Origin of the sequence: Variovorax saccharolyticus, assembly GCF_030316765.1 — a bacterium.
GTDB classification, from domain to species: domain Bacteria; phylum Pseudomonadota; class Gammaproteobacteria; order Burkholderiales; family Burkholderiaceae_C; genus Variovorax; species Variovorax saccharolyticus.
Genome location: NZ_JASZYT010000009.1, coordinates 22,043 through 36,236, shown reverse-complemented (window position 1 = coordinate 36,236; position 14,194 = coordinate 22,043). Strand labels below are relative to the sequence as shown.

Below are 14,194 nucleotides of genomic sequence, written 5' to 3'. Positions count from 1 at the left end.
CCCGTTCGCAACCCCGAACTCGCCGAGTTCACAAACCCCCCAAGAGGAGACAGCCATGAGCATCCCCAACTTCTTCAAGCGCGCCGTCCTGACCGCCAGCCTTGTGGCGGCAGCTGCCGCAAGCGCCCAGGACATCAAGCTGGGCTACAACGGCGACCTGTCGGCATCGCCCTCGGCGCAAAGCGGCCAGGCCGCGGTGCTCGGCATGGAAGCCGCGATCGCCGACATCAATGCCGCGGGCGGCGTGCTCGGCAGGAAGCTGGTCCTCGTGACCCGGGACGACACCTCCGCGCCTCCGAAGTCGATCCAGAACATGAGCGAGCTGATCGACAACGAAAAGGTCTCGGCGGTCTTCGGCCCGACCAACTCCGGTAATGCCATGGCCTGGAAGCACATCGCCAACCAGAAGAAGGTGCCGGTGATCGGCAACGTTGGCTCGGGCACCGACATCACGAAGCCGATGAGCCCGGGTGCCGACAACTACATGTTCCGCGTGTCGATGGTCGATCGCGAGCAGGTCGCCGCCCTCATGGCCTATGTGAAGAAGAACACCACCCAATCGAAGGTCGTCGGCCTGATGGCCGAAACCACGGGCTACGGCCAGGGCGGCCTGAAGGACATGGAGGAGCTGGCGAAGTCGCAGGACATCAAGATCGCCGCGACCGAGCGCTTCGGTGTCGGCGATACCGACATGACCTCCCAGCTCAGCAAGATGAAGTCTGCCGGCGTCGACACCGTGGTGGTGTGGGCACAGGGCACGCCGATCGCGCAGCTGGTGCGCAGCATGGAGAAGATCAACTACTTCCCGCTGGTGCTGACCTCCTGGGCCGCGGACAACATCACCTTCTACGACGCGGCGGGCAAGACGCTGGCCGAGAAGCCGATCTTCATGCGCACGGTCAGCGAGACGCGCACGCCGGCGCAGCAGAAGCTGTTCGACCGGGTCGGTCCCAAGCTCAAGGCACCGGGCTCGTTCTCGTTCGCGCTCCATGGCTACGATTCGGTGCAGCTCTACGCGGCGGCGGCCAAGCAGGCCAACAGCGTCGATGGATCGGCGGTTCGCGTCGCCCTGGAAGACCTGAAGGCGCCGGTCCAGGGCGTTCTCAAGACCTACGACAAGCCGTTCAGCAAGACCAACCATGAAGCCTTGACCGCCAAGGACCTGGTGTGGATCCGCTGGAAGGACGGCAAGCTGATGCCCTACACCGACGCGATCGTCGGCTCGCTGGCCGGCGCCGACTTCAAGCAGTAACGCGCTTTGCGTCTCCGGGCCGCATCCCGCGGCCCGGGCAATCATCTCGGAGGCAGATATGGCAGAGGCGCTCTTGCAAGCGATTCTCAGTGGCTTGGCCGTGGGCGGTGCCTACGCGCTGGTCGCACTCGGTTTCAGCATCACTTTCACCACGACCAAGACCTTGAACTTCTCCCATGGGGAGTTCGTGTCGGCGGGTGCATTCATCGGCATGAGCGCGCTCTTCCTGGTCCTGGGGCTTCCCGTGACCTCGACCACTTTCGGCCAGGCGCTGCCCGGCGCCGGCGCCCAGTTGCTGGCGCTTCTGGCCGCACTCGGCGTGATGGGCCTTCTCGGCTGGCTGCTCTACGCCATCGGGGTGCGGCCATTTGCAGGCCGGCCCGGCATGGCCTGGGTCATGAGCACGCTGGGCTTCGGCGTCATCCTGCAAAGCATCGGACTGGCGATCTGGGGGCCGAAGCCGGTGGTGGTTCCCGGCCCGGTGGGCGACTCGGTGATCCGCCTGCTCGGCGTGGGGGTCCGCCCCCAGGAGCTGCTGACGCTGGCGGTCGCGGTGGTCATCATGATCGGCTTCGACTTCGTGATGAACCGGACGATGGTGGGCAAGGCCATGCGCGCCGTGGCGGCGAACGGCAACGTCGCCAGCCTGATGGGCATCAACACCAACGCCGTGATGATCGGCGCCTTCGTGATCAGTTCGGCGCTGGCCGGACTCTCGGGCTTCCTGCTGGCGCCGATTGCGCAAGCCTCGCTCTTCATGGGCCTGACGGTGGGCCTCAAGGGTTTCTCGGGCGCCATGATCGGCGGCTTGAGCAATCCGCGGGGCTGCGTGATCGGCGGCTTCGTCCTGGGCGTCCTCGAGTCGCTCGTGAACCTGTGGCAGGCCCAGTGGCGCGAGGTCGCGGTCTTCGCCCTCGTGATCCTGGTCCTGGCCTTCCGGCCGACCGGGCTGTTCGGCAAGAAGCTGGTGGAGAAGGTATGAAGCGCAGCCAACATCTCCTGGGCGTGGTCCTGGTCGCTGCCGCCCTGGTCGGCATCACCTCCCTCTTCGGGAACGACTACTACCTGCGCATCGTCTTCATGATGTGCGTCTACTACCTCTGCGCGGCCGGCATGAACGTGCTGGTCGGCTATGCAGGGCAGAAGTCGCTGGGCCAGGCCGGCCTGTTCGCCGCCGGTGCCTACGCGGTCGCGTTGCTGACCACGCGCACCGAGATGAACCCCTGGCTGGCGCTGGTGATCGCCGCCGTGGTCTCCGCTGTTTGCGGCGTCCTGATCGCCTTGCCGTCGCTGCGGGTGAAGGGGCCGTACCTGGCCATGGTGACGCTGGCGTTCGGCATCGTTGTCGAAAAGCTGGTGGGCGAATGGACGGATGTCTTCGGCGGCGCGCAAGGGATCTATGGCATCAGGGCCCTGACCTGGAACGGCCAGCCGCTCACATCCGAGCAGTGGGTCTGGCTGGGCATCGGCCTCTGCGCGCTGACGCATCTGCTGCTGCGCAACCTCCTGCAGGGCCGGTTCGGCCGCGCGCTGCTGTCGCTGCAGGCCGACGAGATCGCGTCGTCCTCGGTCGGCGTCCGGGTCTACCGCGCCAAGGTGATCGCCTTCGTCGTCGCGGCCGTCACTTGCGGCATCGCCGGTGCGCTGGTCGCACAGCAGAACCAGTACATCAACTCCGACTTCATCACCTTCCACCTGTCGATCTTCATCCTGCTGCTGGTGCTCTTCGGCGGCGCGGGATCGCAGTACGGGCCGCTGGTCGGCACCGTGGTGCTGACCGTCATCGACGCGGCCCTGGCACGCTGGCCTTCGGCGCAGCACTTTCTCTATGGCTTCCTGCTGCTCTTCGCCCTGTATGTGATGCCGGGCGGGGTCACGGGCCTGCTCTCGAAGTGGTTCCGAAAAGAAGGCAAGGAACCCGAAGCTCGCAACCCGGCTGCCGAACCCACGCGCATCGGTGCCGAGGGCCAGGGCGAGCTGCTGGTGGTCCAGGGCGTGACCAAGAACTTCGGGGGCGTGAAGCCGGCGCAGGACGTGTCGTTCCGGCTGCAGCGTGGCCACATCCATGCGCTGATCGGCCCGAACGGCGCCGGCAAGAGCACCATGATCAACATGCTGACCGGGCTGATCGACCCGACCGAAGGCTCGATCCAGTTCCTGGGCCAGGAAGTCTCGGGTCGGCCGGTGCACTCGATCTGCTGCATGGGCATGGGCCGGACCTTCCAGAACCTGCGGCTGTTCGCCGAGCTGTCGGTGCTGGACAACGTCATGCTGGGCCGCCACAGCCGGATGACGAACGGCTTCTTCGCATCGCTGCTCTCGCTGCCGAGCGCGAAGAAACAGGAAGCCGCCACCCGCGCCCGCGCCCTGCAGCTGCTGGACCTGGTGGGCCTCCTGCACCTGGCCCATCACGCGGCCGGCAGCCTGCCCTACGGCCTGCAGCGTCGCGTCGAGCTGGCTCGGGCGCTGGCCACCGAGCCGCAGCTGTTGCTGCTCGACGAACCGGCGGCGGGCCTCAATCCGCAGGAGACGGCCGAACTGGGCCAGCTGCTGCTGCGCATCGGCAAGTGCGGCGTGAGCATCCTGATGGTCGAGCACCACATGGACCTCGTGATGTCGATCTCGGACCACGTGATCGTGCTGGACTACGGCATCAAGATCGCCGAAGGCAAGCCGGCCGAGGTGCAAGCCAACCCGCGTGTCGTCGAGGCCTACCTCGGCGTCGACGAGCCTGAAGCGCTCGCAGCCTGAAGGGGAGAAAAGCACATGTTGAAACTCGAATCAGTCAAGGTCGCCTACGGCGCGATCCAGGCCGTCAAGGGCGTCAGCCTCGAGGTGCGCAAGGGTGAGGTGGTCACGATCATCGGTGCCAACGGCGCCGGCAAGAGCACCTTGCTGAAGAGCATCTGCGGCCTGGAGCCGGTCTCCGAGGGCCGCATCCAGTTCGATGGCAAGGACATCACACAGGTCAAGGCGCACGAGCGCGTCGGGCTCGGCATCGCGATGTCGCCGGAAGGGCGGGGCGTGTTCGCCGACCAGACCGTGCGCGAGAACCTGATGCTCGGCGCCTATTCCCGCAGGAAGGACGTCCCTGCCACGGCGGCCGCGGTCGAGCGCGAGTTCAAGCGGTTCCCGCGCCTGCGCGAGCGGCAGGATCAGTTGTCGGGAACCTTGTCGGGCGGCGAGCAGCAGATGCTCGCGATCTCGCGCGCATTGATGAGCGAGCCGCGCTTGCTGCTGCTCGACGAGCCCTCGCTCGGCCTGGCGCCGCTGATCATCAAGGACATCTTCAACGCGATTCGCCAGTTGCGCGAGGCCGGCCTGACCATCCTGCTGGTCGAGCAGATGGCCAAGCAGGCACTCGGCGTGGCCGACCGCGCCTACGTGCTCGAAACCGGGCACATCACCGCGGAGGGCACAGGTCGCGCGCTCCTCAACGACCCCAAGGTCAAGGCGGCCTACCTCGGCACGCACTGAGCCTTTCACCACATCCACCCAAGGAGCAACCCCCATGAGCCAGACCAAGAAATTCGCTTCCCAGGCCGATCTCGAAGAAAAGAAGATCAGCTTCAGCCAGATTTCCGAGCACGCCTGGGCCTACACGGCCGAGGGCGACCCGAACACCGGGATCATCATCGGCGACGACGCGGTGCTGGTGGCCGACACCCAGGCCACGCCCGCGATGGCGGCCGACGTGATCCGCCGCATCCGCGAGGTGACCGACAAGCCGATCAAGTACGTGGTGCTGACCCACTACCACGCGGTGCGGGTGCTGGGCGCGAGCGCCTACGGGGCCGAGCACATCCTGGCGAGCCAGGACACCTACGACCTGATCGTCGAGCGCGGCGAGCAGGACAAGGCCAGCGAGATCGGCCGTTTCCCGCGCCTGTTCGCGGGCGTGGAGACCGTGCCGCCCGGCATGACCTGGCCGACCATGACCTTCACCGGCAAGATGACGCTGTGGCTGGGCAAGCTCGAAGTGCAGCTGCTGCAGCTGGGCCGCGGCCACACCAAGGGCGACACGGTGGTCTGGCTGCCAGGAGAAAAGGCGCTTTTGTCAGGCGACCTGGTCGAGTTCGGCGCCACCCCCTATGCCGGCGATGCCTACTTCAAGGACTGGCCCAAGACGCTCGAGAACCTCGCTGCGCTCAAGCCCAAGGCGCTGGTGCCCGGCCGCGGCGCCGCGCTCACGACGCCTGAAGAAGTGGCCAAGGGCCTGGACGAAACACGCGCGTTCATCTCGGACATGTACGCCAATGTCCAGAAGGGCGTCGCCGCCGGCAAGGACCTGAATGCGGTCTACAAGGACACCTACGCAGCGTTGAAGCCCAAGTACGGCCACTGGGTGATCTTCGACCACTGCATGCCCTTCGACGTCACCCGCTGCTACGACGAAGCCACGAAGTACACCGAACCGCGCATCTGGACCGCCGAGCGCGACATCGAAATGTGGAAGACGCTCGAAGGCTGACCGCCGGCTTCACGCAGTTCGAACCGGAATGAGCGCCCGACCGATCGAAACGCGAACGCTGCGGCTGCTGGGGATCTGTGCATTCGCCAGCATGGCCTCGATGCGGGTGTGCGACGCCATGCTGGCGTCGCTCGCGACCGAGTTCTCGGCCACGATGGGCCAGGTCGCCCGGACCATCTCCGGCTTCGCCCTGGCCTATGGCGTGCTCCAGTTGTTCTACGGGCCGCTCGGCGATCGGTACGGAAAGCTGCGAATAATCGGCTTCGCCACCTTGGCCTGCACGATAGGAAGCGCTGCCGCGGCGATCTCGCCCACCCTGGAATGGCTGGTCGCCAGCCGCATCCTGTCCGGCGTGGCGGCAGCCGGCATCATCCCGTTGACGATGGCCTGGATCGGCGACAGCGTCGCCTACGAAGGTCGCCAGGAAGTCTTGGCCAGGCTGCTTGGCGCGACCGTGTTCGGCATGATCTGCGGCCAGTGGCTGGGCGGTCTGATCGCCGATCTGGCTGGTTGGCGCGCCGCATTCATCTTGCTGGCGGTGCTGTTCCTGGTCGGCGGAGCCATGCTCGCGAAGCGGGCCCGTGCTTGGGCCCCGCCGTTGCGGTCCGGCTCGGTGAGTGCTTGCTGCCGAATGTCGAGCGTGCTGGCCAGCCCCTGGGCGCGGGTCGTGCTGCTCGTCGCCTGCATCGAAGGGGCGCTGGCATTCAGTGCGCTGGCCTTCATCCCCTCGCACCTGCAGGCCAGATTCGGCCTCTCGATGTCCATGGCGGGCGCGATCGTCGCGCTCTACGGGATCGGCGGCCTTCTCTACAGCCGCTGTGCTTCCATGCTCGTGCAAAGGCTTGGCGAATCCGGGCTGGCGCGTACCGGCGGCGCCTGCCTGGGCATCGCGTTCGCGACGATCGCATCCGCGCGGGCGTGGCAGTGGGCACTGCCTGCATGCCTGCTCGCGGGGTTCGGCTTCTACGCATTGCACAACACGCTGCAGACCCACGCCACCCAGATGGCTCCAGCCGTCCGCGGCACCGCGGTGTCGTTGTTTTCCTGCGCCCTGTTCTTCGGGCAATCGCTCGGGGTGCTGGCGGCCGCGTGGATCGTCGACACGCGCTCGTCGAGCATGGTCTTTGCGCTTTCCGCTGCCGGACTCCCGTTGCTCGGTGCTGCGTTCGCATCCCTGGTCGGACGGCGTCAGCGCCAAGCGCGCGAGGCTTGAACATGTCAGAGCGCCGATCGAATCCCGCCGCTGTCCAGGCGACCCTGATCGGGGCGATGGCGATCTGGGGGCTGAATGTCGCGGCGGTGAAGGTCTTGACCGGGATCTTCGATCCCACCCTGGTGGCGGCGCTTCGGATGCTCGTGGCCTGCGTGGCCTTGAGCCTCATCGTGCTGTGGAAGCGCTGCGGGCTGCCGTCGCTGTCGTGGCGACAAGGCGGCGCGATCGTGATTTGCGCGATCCTGATGGTGTATTTCAATCAGATCCTTTTCGCAGAGGGCCTGCATCGATCGACGGCAACCAACGGTGCGCTCATCATGGCGTTGAGCCCGCTGGTGTCTGCGCTGCTCGCCGCGGTTGCTTTTCGCGAACGCCTGACCTGGCTGCGCATGTGCGGCGTCGGCCTCGGGTTCGCAGGCGTCGCCGCGGTCGTGCTGAGCCACCCGGGTGCCGGCCTCTCGAGCGCCGGCGTCGGAGACCTGCTGCTGGTGGCCGGGGTGGTGAGCTTCGCGGCGGGCGGTGCGATCGTTCAGCGGCTGGCCCGGAACCTCAACGCGCTGATGATCAGTTGGGCGATCTACGTGGTCGGCTCGCTGTTGCTTGCCCTGCACGCATCCCTGGAGTCGCCCGCGATGGGACTCAAGGATCTTTTTCCGGGCTGGCGTCCCTGGGCATTCATCCTGTTCTCCGGGGTCATGGCGACCGCGCTGTCCAACCTGGTCTGGAACCGCGCCATCGCGCGCATCGGCGTCGCCCGCACCGCAGTCTTTCTCTACTGGGTGCCCGTGTTCGGCGTGGTTTTCGCCGCCCTGTTGCTCGGCGAGCGATTGACCCCCTGGCACTTCTTCGGATTTCTCTCCGTGATGCTCGGCACCTACCTGGGCACGCGACAGCCGGCGGCTGCGGCGCCCCTCACCCCTTGATTCGAAAGCCCTTCATGACACCTCACGAGCCCCTGCTTTTCCGGCCGCTCCAGCTTCGAGATCTGGTGCTCAAGAACCGGGTCGTCATCTCGCCCATGTGCCAGCATGCCGCAGAGGCGGGACACGCCACGCCCTGGCACCTGGTCCACCTGGGCAAGTTCGCGCTGGGTGGCGCCGGCCTGATCCTGACCGAGAGCACCGCGGTCGACCCTCGCGGGCGCATCGGGACCGCAGACCTCGGTCTCTGGAAAGACAGCCAGATCGAACCCCTGCGGGCGGTCGTCGATTTCGCCCATGCCAACGGCAGCGCCATGGGCGTGCAGCTGGCCCATGCAGGCCGGAAGTCCGGCAGCCAGCCCTTGTGGGAAGGCGGTGCCGCGTTGTCGGAGGCGCGCCTGGCGGCCGATCCGGAACCCTGGCAGCGCCTCGGCCCCAGCGCGCTCGCGGCCGGGCCGGGCTGGTCGGCTCCGCATGCACTGGATGCCGGCGGCATCGCCGAGGTGGTGCAGAGCTTCGTCGACGCCACGCGGCGCGCGGAAGCGGCCGGCTTCGACGTCGTCGAACTGCACTTCGGCCACGGCTACCTGGTGGCGAGCTTCCTGTCGCCCAACGCCAACCATCGAGCGGACGAGTGGGGCGGCGACCTTGCGGGACGCATGCGCCTGGCGCTGGAAATCACGCGCCGCGTGCGTGCCGAATGGCCGGCGGGCAAGCCGCTTTTCTGCCGCCTGTCGGCGGTCGACGGCAGCGTGGACGGTTGGAGCCTCGACGACTCCATCGTGCTTTCGCGAGAGCTCTCGGCGTGCGGCGTCGATGTCATCGACTGCTCTTCGGGCGGACTGACCGAAGAGAGACGCGCACTGCCCGTGCCACGCGGCCTGGGCTTCCAGGTTCCCTTCTCGGAGCGGATTCGCAACGAGGCAAGGATCAGGACGCAAGCGGTGGGGATGATCGTCGACGCGAGCCAGGCGGAAGCCGTCCTCGCCGAAGGCAAGGCCGACCTGATCGCGCTCGGCCGCGAAGCCTTGTTCGATCCCTATTGGGCCCATCACGCCGCGCTGTCGCTGGGGGCGGACCCGGGCTATGCGCGCTGGCCGGTCCGGCATGGCGTCTGGCTCGCGAAGCGGGCGCCGGGCCTGGCGCGCGCGCGCCAGGCGGCGGACGCCCTCGTCAATCATGAATGAAGCAAGGAACCGAGCGATGAACGTACGGATGGGATTGATCCGCAAGAAGGCGGATTGGACGTTTGATGATTTCAACGCCTATTGGAAGGACAGGCACGGCCCGCTCGCTGCCCAGGCGCCGAATCTGCGTGCGTACTGGCAGAACCCGGTGGTCGACCGGGCGCAGCGCGGCATCGACTTCGCCCGCGGCCCCTGGGATTTCGACGGCTTTTCGCAACTCTGGTTCGACGACGCGACGCAATCGGAGCGTGCGTTCAGCGACGGCGATCTGGCGGCGGCATTGATCACGGACGAGAACCACTTTCTGGGTGGCCTGCATATCGTCACGGCGGAGCAATCGGTCGTGATTCCGTTGCCCGCGGACGCGCAGCGCGCCAGCCTGCTGAAGCGCATTTCAGTCATCCGGCGACTGCCCGGGTCGAGCGAGGACGACTTCCGCCGCGAATGGCGCGTCCATGGCGAGCTGGTGCGCAAGATGCCCGGCGTGAGCGCCTATCGGCAGAACGTCGTGACTGTCCGGGAACGCGAGAAAGGCAAGCCTTGCGACTACGACAGCCTGCCCATCGACGGCATCGTCGAACTGTGGTTCGAAGACGCGCAAACGCTGCAGGACGCATTCGCCTCAGCGGCCGGTCGAACCACCATGGCGCACGCGAAGACTTTCCTGGGCGAGATCACGGCCTTCCTGGTCGACGAGCGCCGGGTCGTCTGAAGCCGGAAGGGTCGACGTGAAGAAGCGCATGACGCTGCTGGCCAGAAGGGATGGCCTTTCGATCGGCGATTTCAGGAGCTATTGGGCCGGCCCGCACGCCGCGCTGGCGCTCGGCATGGAGGGCATCTCGAAGTACACGCACAACCGTGTCGACAAGATCCTGTGGGCATCCGGCCAGGGTGCGGCTTTCTCGATCGACGGCATCGTGGAGCTGTACTTTCGCGATGACGAGGCGATGCGCAGTGCGCAGGCCTCGACCATCGGCCGCCGCCACATCCCTGCGGACGAGCCCAATTTCCTGAAAGGCTGGACGCTGTGCATCGTCGACACCGAGGGCAGCGAGACGGGCGGGAGCGGTCGGCCGGTCAAGGTGATCGTGCCGTTCCTGCTCGGCGACGCCTCGAAGGCGCGATTCGCCGAGGCGTTCTCGCAATGTGCCAACGCGAGCGGATGGCGCTCGGCGCTGAACTGGACGGTCTCCACGGCGAGGCGAGAGCGGCTGCGGTCCGAGCCGTCGCCGCCGGACGGTTTCGCGGTTCTCTGGTTCGAGAGCGTTGCTGCGGCGCACGATGCTTTCGACGAGGGAGCGATCTGCCGCCTGTTTGCTGCCCATCTTGCGGCCAGCACGGCCTATCTCGTCGACGAGCTTTCACTTCGCTGACGTCGGCAGGAGCGAGGGGCCTCGGTTCCAGCACAATGCGCCGATGTGCAGCCACTACCAGGCCGAGAAGCGCCGCAAGCAGATCGAGAAACACTTCGGCATCCGTCTGCCGCCGGAATGGGAGCCGCCGCCGGGCGGCTTGCATATCTACCCGACGCAGATGGCGCCCTTCATCCGCCGGCCGCCCGAGCGCGAGTCGGGTGACGAGGCAGTGCCGGACTTCGAACTGGTCGAGGGCCATTTCGGCTTGCTTCCCGGTTTCGCCAAGGAGGTCAGGTATGGCCTCAACACCTACAACGCGCGCAGCGAGACCGTCCGCGAGCTGGCCAGCTTCAAGAACGCCTGGGCCAAGCCGCGGCACTGCATCGTGCCGTGCGAAGCGATCTACGAGCCGGACTGGCGCAGCGGCCAGTTCGTGCCCACGCGGTTCGCCGCCGCCAACGACGAGACGCTGGGCGTGGCCGGGCTGTGGTCACCCTGGAAGAACCCGGAATCAGGCGCCTGGGAGCTGAGCTTCACGATGCTCACGATCAATGCCGACGACCATCCGCTCTTCAACAAGATGCATCGGCCGGATCCCAAGCGCCCGCCGGAGCAGCAGGACAAGCGCATGGTCGTGATCCTGCCGGAGGCGCAGTACGGCGAGTGGCTCGACGCAACGCCGCAGCGTTCGATGGAGTTCATGATGCAGTTCCCGGCCGAGCGGCTTGCGATGACGGCAGAGCCGCTGCCGCCGAAGGAGCCCAAGGCGAAGGCGGCTCGGGCCGCCAAGGCACCGCCTGAAGAGCCGTCGCTTTTCTGATGGCTGGGAATGGGCTGCGATGCGGCCCCTTCCTTGGGGCGTCTTGCAGGGGGATGCCTAGAAGCGACGTGCAGCTCGTCGAACGACCGCGGTCGTCTTGACGGGCGGCTTTTCGCCGGGTGCCGCTGTCGCCTTCCGAGGAGCGCGCATGGCGGGCTTGCGCCGGCCCTTGAGAGACTCGATCAGGGACAGTGCTTCCTTGTCGAACTTCGCGTTGTCGTCGGGCATGGCTGCTGCCCTCCGTTTGCCAAGGTTGTCGAGATTTTCCCTAGGGAGATCCGGTCGCCCTTCCGGAGAACGAGGATCTTGGTATTTTTGACTATTGTTGAAAGGTTGAGCAAGCAACGTTGGGCCCTTTGGGTTGCCCAAGATCGCGACTTTCGCGGGCCGATACGCGGCTTCTGCGATCGGCGCGCTCCCCTGGTCTGGCGGCTGTTGATGCTTCCAGCTTCCATGTTGGCTCGCCCGGGTGCGGTTACGCTTGAACCTCCTGGTCTCCAGTTCACGCCCAGCCATGACTGCCTCCGTCCGCCCCTCCCCGCCGGTGCTGTCCCATGTCCTTGCGGTCGATGACGATCCGGCCATTCGGGAGGCGATAGGGGATTACCTGGCTCGCAACGACTTCCGTGTGACCGTCGTGCCTGACGGGCGCTCCATGCAAGCGGTGCTGAAGCGCGAGATCGTCGACCTCGTGATCCTGGACGTCAGGCTGGAAGCCGAAGACGGAATGGCCATCGCGCGACGCCTGCGCGAGAACTCCGCGATTTCCATCATCATGCTCACCGGCCAGACCGAGGAGGCGGACCGGGTGCTGGGCCTGGAGTTCGGCGCCGACGACTACGTGACCAAGCCCTTCAGTCCCCGGGAACTGCTTGCCCGCATACGCGCGGTACTCCGGCGCCGCCAGCCGGAAGTCCGGCAGGGCCGGCCGGAAGGAGTCCGCGCATACCGGTTCGACGGCTGGGAGTTGAACCTCAATACCCGCAAGCTGCGGACACGCGAGGGGGAGATCGTGCCCCTGAGCAACGGTGAGTTCAGCCTCCTGGTCGTCTTTCTCGGCGCTTCAAACCGCGTGCTGTCGCGGGATCAGTTGCTCGACCTTTCCCGCCTCCACGGAGACGACGTATACAACCGTTCAGTGAACACGCAGATCCTCCGGCTGCGGCGCAAGCTGACGAGGGATCCGCGCCAGCCGGCATACATCCGCACCGAGCGCGGTGCGGGCTATGTGTTCAGCCAGCCGGTCGAAATCGTGTATTGAGCATCCGCAGGCGCTGCCTGCCACCGCCTGCCACAACCCTGGCTCGCGAGGGCGCGCTGGCAGAACGGAAACGCTCACGAGCGCCCGCCCCTGCAAAGGAATTGGCCGGCGGGCATGAGCTTCACCTCTGCCAGCGTCTTCACCAGGAGTTCGGCTTTGCCGGCAAGGAGCTCGCGCCAGTTCGCACCCGCTCCGTCGGCGCGCACGAGTTCGACGTCCAGCCGCATGGGGGCAGTCCGCTCGATTTCGGCGAGTTCGTGGGCCAACAAGACCGCATCGCTGCCGTGGCGGATCGGGACAAGAAGGTCGAGGTCGGAACGGGCGGTGAGGTAGTCCAGGTGCGTCAGCACCCGCCAGGCCAGGCCGCCGAAGACCCGCGCCTTGACACCATGGCGCAGTCCAAGCTCCAGGAGCTTCGCGAGGGTTGGCTGCCAGTGCGGCGGCGCGTCGGCTATCGCATGTTCCAGTGCCAGGGGAGGGCGGGACGAAACGACATCGGCGGGTCGCATCACGATGTCGAAATGCAGCCGGCCCGCGGCCGGCGGCAGCGACAGACCCAGGGCGATCCCCCGCGGCTCGCCAGGCAGAGCGCGGCGCGCCACCAGCGGCCAGCCCCGATCCACCCATCCGTCCGCGAGCAACTCCAGGGAGAGCTCGGCGCGCGCCTCCACCAGCGAACGCCAGGCGGAACTTGACACAAAGACCAGGTCATGGCGATGCAGCGTCAACTCGGGGGCGTTCGATTGAGGGTTCACGAGTGATCCGTTTCTTCCATGCCTCGAATGCACTCTAGCCAGGCGTTGGACCCGATTCACGAAAGCGAAGTCACACGTGCAACCCGGTGCGCCGGGCGGATCAGGGACGCGCAGCGCTAGTAGAGCGTCTCGACCACCGGCACGAAGATGTACCCGGCCCCGCGCTCGGTGACGATCAATTGGGGCCGTGTCGGATCCGATTCGATCTTGCGCCGCAGGCGCAGAATCTGGACATCCACCGTGCGGTCGTAAATCCCGACGTCGTGCAGCCGGGACAGGCTGATCAACTGGGCGCGCGAGAGGACGCGCTGCGCCGAACTGCAAAGCCCCGCCAGCAGGCTGAATTCGAGGTTGGCCAGCTCGATCTTGCGGCCGTCGGGACTGGAGAGCTTGCGGGTACGCATGTTGAGCTCCCAGCCTGAGAAGCGGTAGGCGCGGAGCTCGTCGTCGCGGCCCACGCGGTCCGGCGGCTTGCGGTAGCGGCGCAGCACGGAGTGGATCCGCGCCAGCAGTTCGCCTGGGTGGAACGGCTTGGTGACGTAGTCGTCCGCGCCCAGTTCCAGGCCCATCACGCGGTCGGCTTCCTCGCCGATGCCGGTGACGAACATCACCGGCACGGCTGTGCGGGAGCGCAGCGCCTGCACCAGCATCATTCCGTTTTCGCCGGGCATGCGCACGTCCAGGAGCACCAGGTCGGCCGCCTCGCGATCGACGGTTTCGAGCAGCGCGTGTCCGTTGGCCAGCGTCGTGACCCGCATGCCGTTGCGAGTCAGATATTCCTGCAGCGCAACCCGGATGTTCAGGTCGTCGTCGACCACCAGGACATGCGGCGGATGAATCGGACGCGGCAGGTCATTGAACATTGAGGTCATGGCCATGATGCTTCTCTGTGGCTTGGTGAGCTCGCACTATGCGTCGCCTGGACGCCATTCGTGTTGCGCGCCGGAATCGCCGGGTTGC

15 protein-coding genes are annotated in these 14,194 nt (G+C 66.5%); 12 read left to right on the top strand and 3 right to left on the bottom strand.

Annotation, left to right across the window (positions count from 1 at the left end; genetic code table 11):
- Positions 1 to 55: 55 nt before the first annotated feature.
- Genes QTI45_RS24890 through QTI45_RS24840 form a run of 11 tightly spaced genes read left to right on the top strand, consistent with a single transcriptional unit; the run spans position 56 to position 11,218 of the window.
- Positions 56 to 1,252 (top strand): ABC transporter substrate-binding protein, encoded by a 1,197-nt coding sequence (locus tag QTI45_RS24890; protein ID WP_286369355.1) that lies wholly within the window; start codon positions 56 to 58, stop codon positions 1,250 to 1,252.
- A 58-nt stretch (positions 1,253 to 1,310) separates the two neighbouring features.
- A complete protein-coding gene (locus tag QTI45_RS24885; protein ID WP_286656188.1) occupies positions 1,311 to 2,234 on the top strand; it encodes a branched-chain amino acid ABC transporter permease in 924 nt (307 codons plus the stop codon).
- On the top strand, positions 2,231 to 4,003 hold the full coding sequence (locus QTI45_RS24880; RefSeq protein WP_286656187.1) for a branched-chain amino acid ABC transporter ATP-binding protein/permease: 1,773 nt from the start codon (positions 2,231 to 2,233) through the stop codon (positions 4,001 to 4,003). Before QTI45_RS24885 ends, QTI45_RS24880 begins: the two co-directional genes overlap by 4 nt.
- A 15-nt stretch (positions 4,004 to 4,018) precedes the next feature.
- Positions 4,019 to 4,729, top strand: coding sequence for an ABC transporter ATP-binding protein (locus tag QTI45_RS24875; protein WP_286656186.1), 711 nt, complete (start codon positions 4,019 to 4,021; stop codon positions 4,727 to 4,729).
- Positions 4,730 to 4,763: 34 nt separating this feature from the next.
- A complete protein-coding gene (locus tag QTI45_RS24870; RefSeq protein ID WP_286656185.1) occupies positions 4,764 to 5,723 on the top strand; it encodes an MBL fold metallo-hydrolase in 960 nt (319 codons plus the stop codon).
- Positions 5,724 to 5,751: 28 nt separating this feature from the next.
- Positions 5,752 to 6,936 carry an MFS transporter gene (locus QTI45_RS24865; RefSeq protein ID WP_286656184.1) on the top strand — a complete coding sequence of 395 codons (1,185 nt, stop codon included), beginning with the start codon at positions 5,752 to 5,754 and terminating at the stop codon, positions 6,934 to 6,936.
- Positions 6,937 to 6,938: 2 nt separating this feature from the next.
- Positions 6,939 to 7,859: a DMT family transporter gene (locus tag QTI45_RS24860; protein ID WP_286656183.1), complete on the top strand. Its 921-nt coding sequence runs from the start codon at positions 6,939 to 6,941 to the stop codon at positions 7,857 to 7,859.
- Between the two features lie 14 nt (positions 7,860 to 7,873).
- Positions 7,874 to 9,043, top strand: coding sequence for an NADH:flavin oxidoreductase/NADH oxidase (locus tag QTI45_RS24855; RefSeq protein WP_286656182.1), 1,170 nt, complete (start codon positions 7,874 to 7,876; stop codon positions 9,041 to 9,043).
- A 16-nt stretch (positions 9,044 to 9,059) separates the two neighbouring features.
- Positions 9,060 to 9,755 carry an EthD domain-containing protein gene (locus QTI45_RS24850; RefSeq protein ID WP_286656181.1) on the top strand — a complete coding sequence of 232 codons (696 nt, stop codon included), beginning with the start codon at positions 9,060 to 9,062 and terminating at the stop codon, positions 9,753 to 9,755.
- 28 nt (positions 9,756 to 9,783) lie between these two features.
- Complete coding sequence (locus QTI45_RS24845) at positions 9,784 to 10,416, top strand: EthD domain-containing protein (RefSeq protein ID WP_286656180.1); 633 nt, start codon at positions 9,784 to 9,786, stop codon at positions 10,414 to 10,416.
- Positions 10,417 to 10,459: 43 nt separating this feature from the next.
- Positions 10,460 to 11,218, top strand: a complete 759-nt coding sequence (locus tag QTI45_RS24840; protein ID WP_286656179.1) for an SOS response-associated peptidase — start codon at positions 10,460 to 10,462, stop codon at positions 11,216 to 11,218.
- 57 nt (positions 11,219 to 11,275) lie between these two features.
- Here the strand turns inward: QTI45_RS24840 and QTI45_RS24835 are convergent, their stop codons facing one another.
- Positions 11,276 to 11,734, bottom strand: a complete 459-nt coding sequence (locus QTI45_RS24835) for a hypothetical protein (protein ID WP_286656178.1) — start codon at positions 11,732 to 11,734, stop codon at positions 11,276 to 11,278.
- On the opposite strand from QTI45_RS24835, the gene QTI45_RS24830 reads away from it, so the two are divergent.
- On the top strand, positions 11,733 to 12,479 hold the full coding sequence (locus QTI45_RS24830; protein WP_286656177.1) for a response regulator: 747 nt from the start codon (positions 11,733 to 11,735) through the stop codon (positions 12,477 to 12,479). The genes QTI45_RS24835 and QTI45_RS24830 overlap by 2 nt on opposite strands.
- Positions 12,480 to 12,553: 74 nt before the next feature.
- On the opposite strand, the gene mdcG is transcribed toward QTI45_RS24830, so the two are convergent.
- Positions 12,554 to 13,234 carry a malonate decarboxylase holo-[acyl-carrier-protein] synthase gene (mdcG, locus tag QTI45_RS24825; RefSeq protein WP_286656176.1) on the bottom strand — a complete coding sequence of 227 codons (681 nt, stop codon included), beginning with the start codon at positions 13,232 to 13,234 and terminating at the stop codon, positions 12,554 to 12,556.
- Between the two features lie 116 nt (positions 13,235 to 13,350).
- Positions 13,351 to 14,097: a response regulator transcription factor gene (locus QTI45_RS24820; protein WP_286656175.1), complete on the bottom strand. Its 747-nt coding sequence runs from the start codon at positions 14,095 to 14,097 to the stop codon at positions 13,351 to 13,353.
- Positions 14,098 to 14,194 lie beyond the last annotated feature (97 nt).

Excerpts from the sequence above, each read along its gene's own strand:
- QTI45_RS24845 (WP_286656180.1), top strand. The coding sequence starts at position 9,784 with ATGACGCTGCTGGCCAGAAGGGATGGCCTTTCGATCGGCGATTTCAGG.
- QTI45_RS24870 (WP_286656185.1), top strand. The coding sequence starts at position 4,764 with ATGAGCCAGACCAAGAAATTCGCTTCCCAGGCCGATCTCGAAGAAAAG.
- QTI45_RS24880 (WP_286656187.1), top strand. The coding sequence starts at position 2,231 with ATGAAGCGCAGCCAACATCTCCTGGGCGTGGTCCTGGTCGCTGCCGCC.
- QTI45_RS24820 (WP_286656175.1), bottom strand. The coding sequence starts at position 14,097 with ATGTTCAATGACCTGCCGCGTCCGATTCATCCGCCGCATGTCCTGGTG.
- QTI45_RS24890 (WP_286369355.1), top strand. The coding sequence starts at position 56 with ATGAGCATCCCCAACTTCTTCAAGCGCGCCGTCCTGACCGCCAGCCTT.
- QTI45_RS24865 (WP_286656184.1), top strand. The coding sequence starts at position 5,752 with ATGAGCGCCCGACCGATCGAAACGCGAACGCTGCGGCTGCTGGGGATC.
- QTI45_RS24835 (WP_286656178.1), bottom strand. The coding sequence starts at position 11,734 with ATGGCTGGGCGTGAACTGGAGACCAGGAGGTTCAAGCGTAACCGCACC.
- QTI45_RS24875 (WP_286656186.1), top strand. The coding sequence starts at position 4,019 with ATGTTGAAACTCGAATCAGTCAAGGTCGCCTACGGCGCGATCCAGGCC.
- QTI45_RS24885 (WP_286656188.1), top strand. The coding sequence starts at position 1,311 with ATGGCAGAGGCGCTCTTGCAAGCGATTCTCAGTGGCTTGGCCGTGGGC.
- QTI45_RS24830 (WP_286656177.1), top strand. The coding sequence starts at position 11,733 with ATGACTGCCTCCGTCCGCCCCTCCCCGCCGGTGCTGTCCCATGTCCTT.
- QTI45_RS24855 (WP_286656182.1), top strand. The coding sequence starts at position 7,874 with ATGACACCTCACGAGCCCCTGCTTTTCCGGCCGCTCCAGCTTCGAGAT.
- QTI45_RS24840 (WP_286656179.1), top strand. The coding sequence starts at position 10,460 with ATGTGCAGCCACTACCAGGCCGAGAAGCGCCGCAAGCAGATCGAGAAA.
- QTI45_RS24850 (WP_286656181.1), top strand. The coding sequence starts at position 9,060 with ATGAACGTACGGATGGGATTGATCCGCAAGAAGGCGGATTGGACGTTT.
- QTI45_RS24860 (WP_286656183.1), top strand. The coding sequence starts at position 6,939 with ATGTCAGAGCGCCGATCGAATCCCGCCGCTGTCCAGGCGACCCTGATC.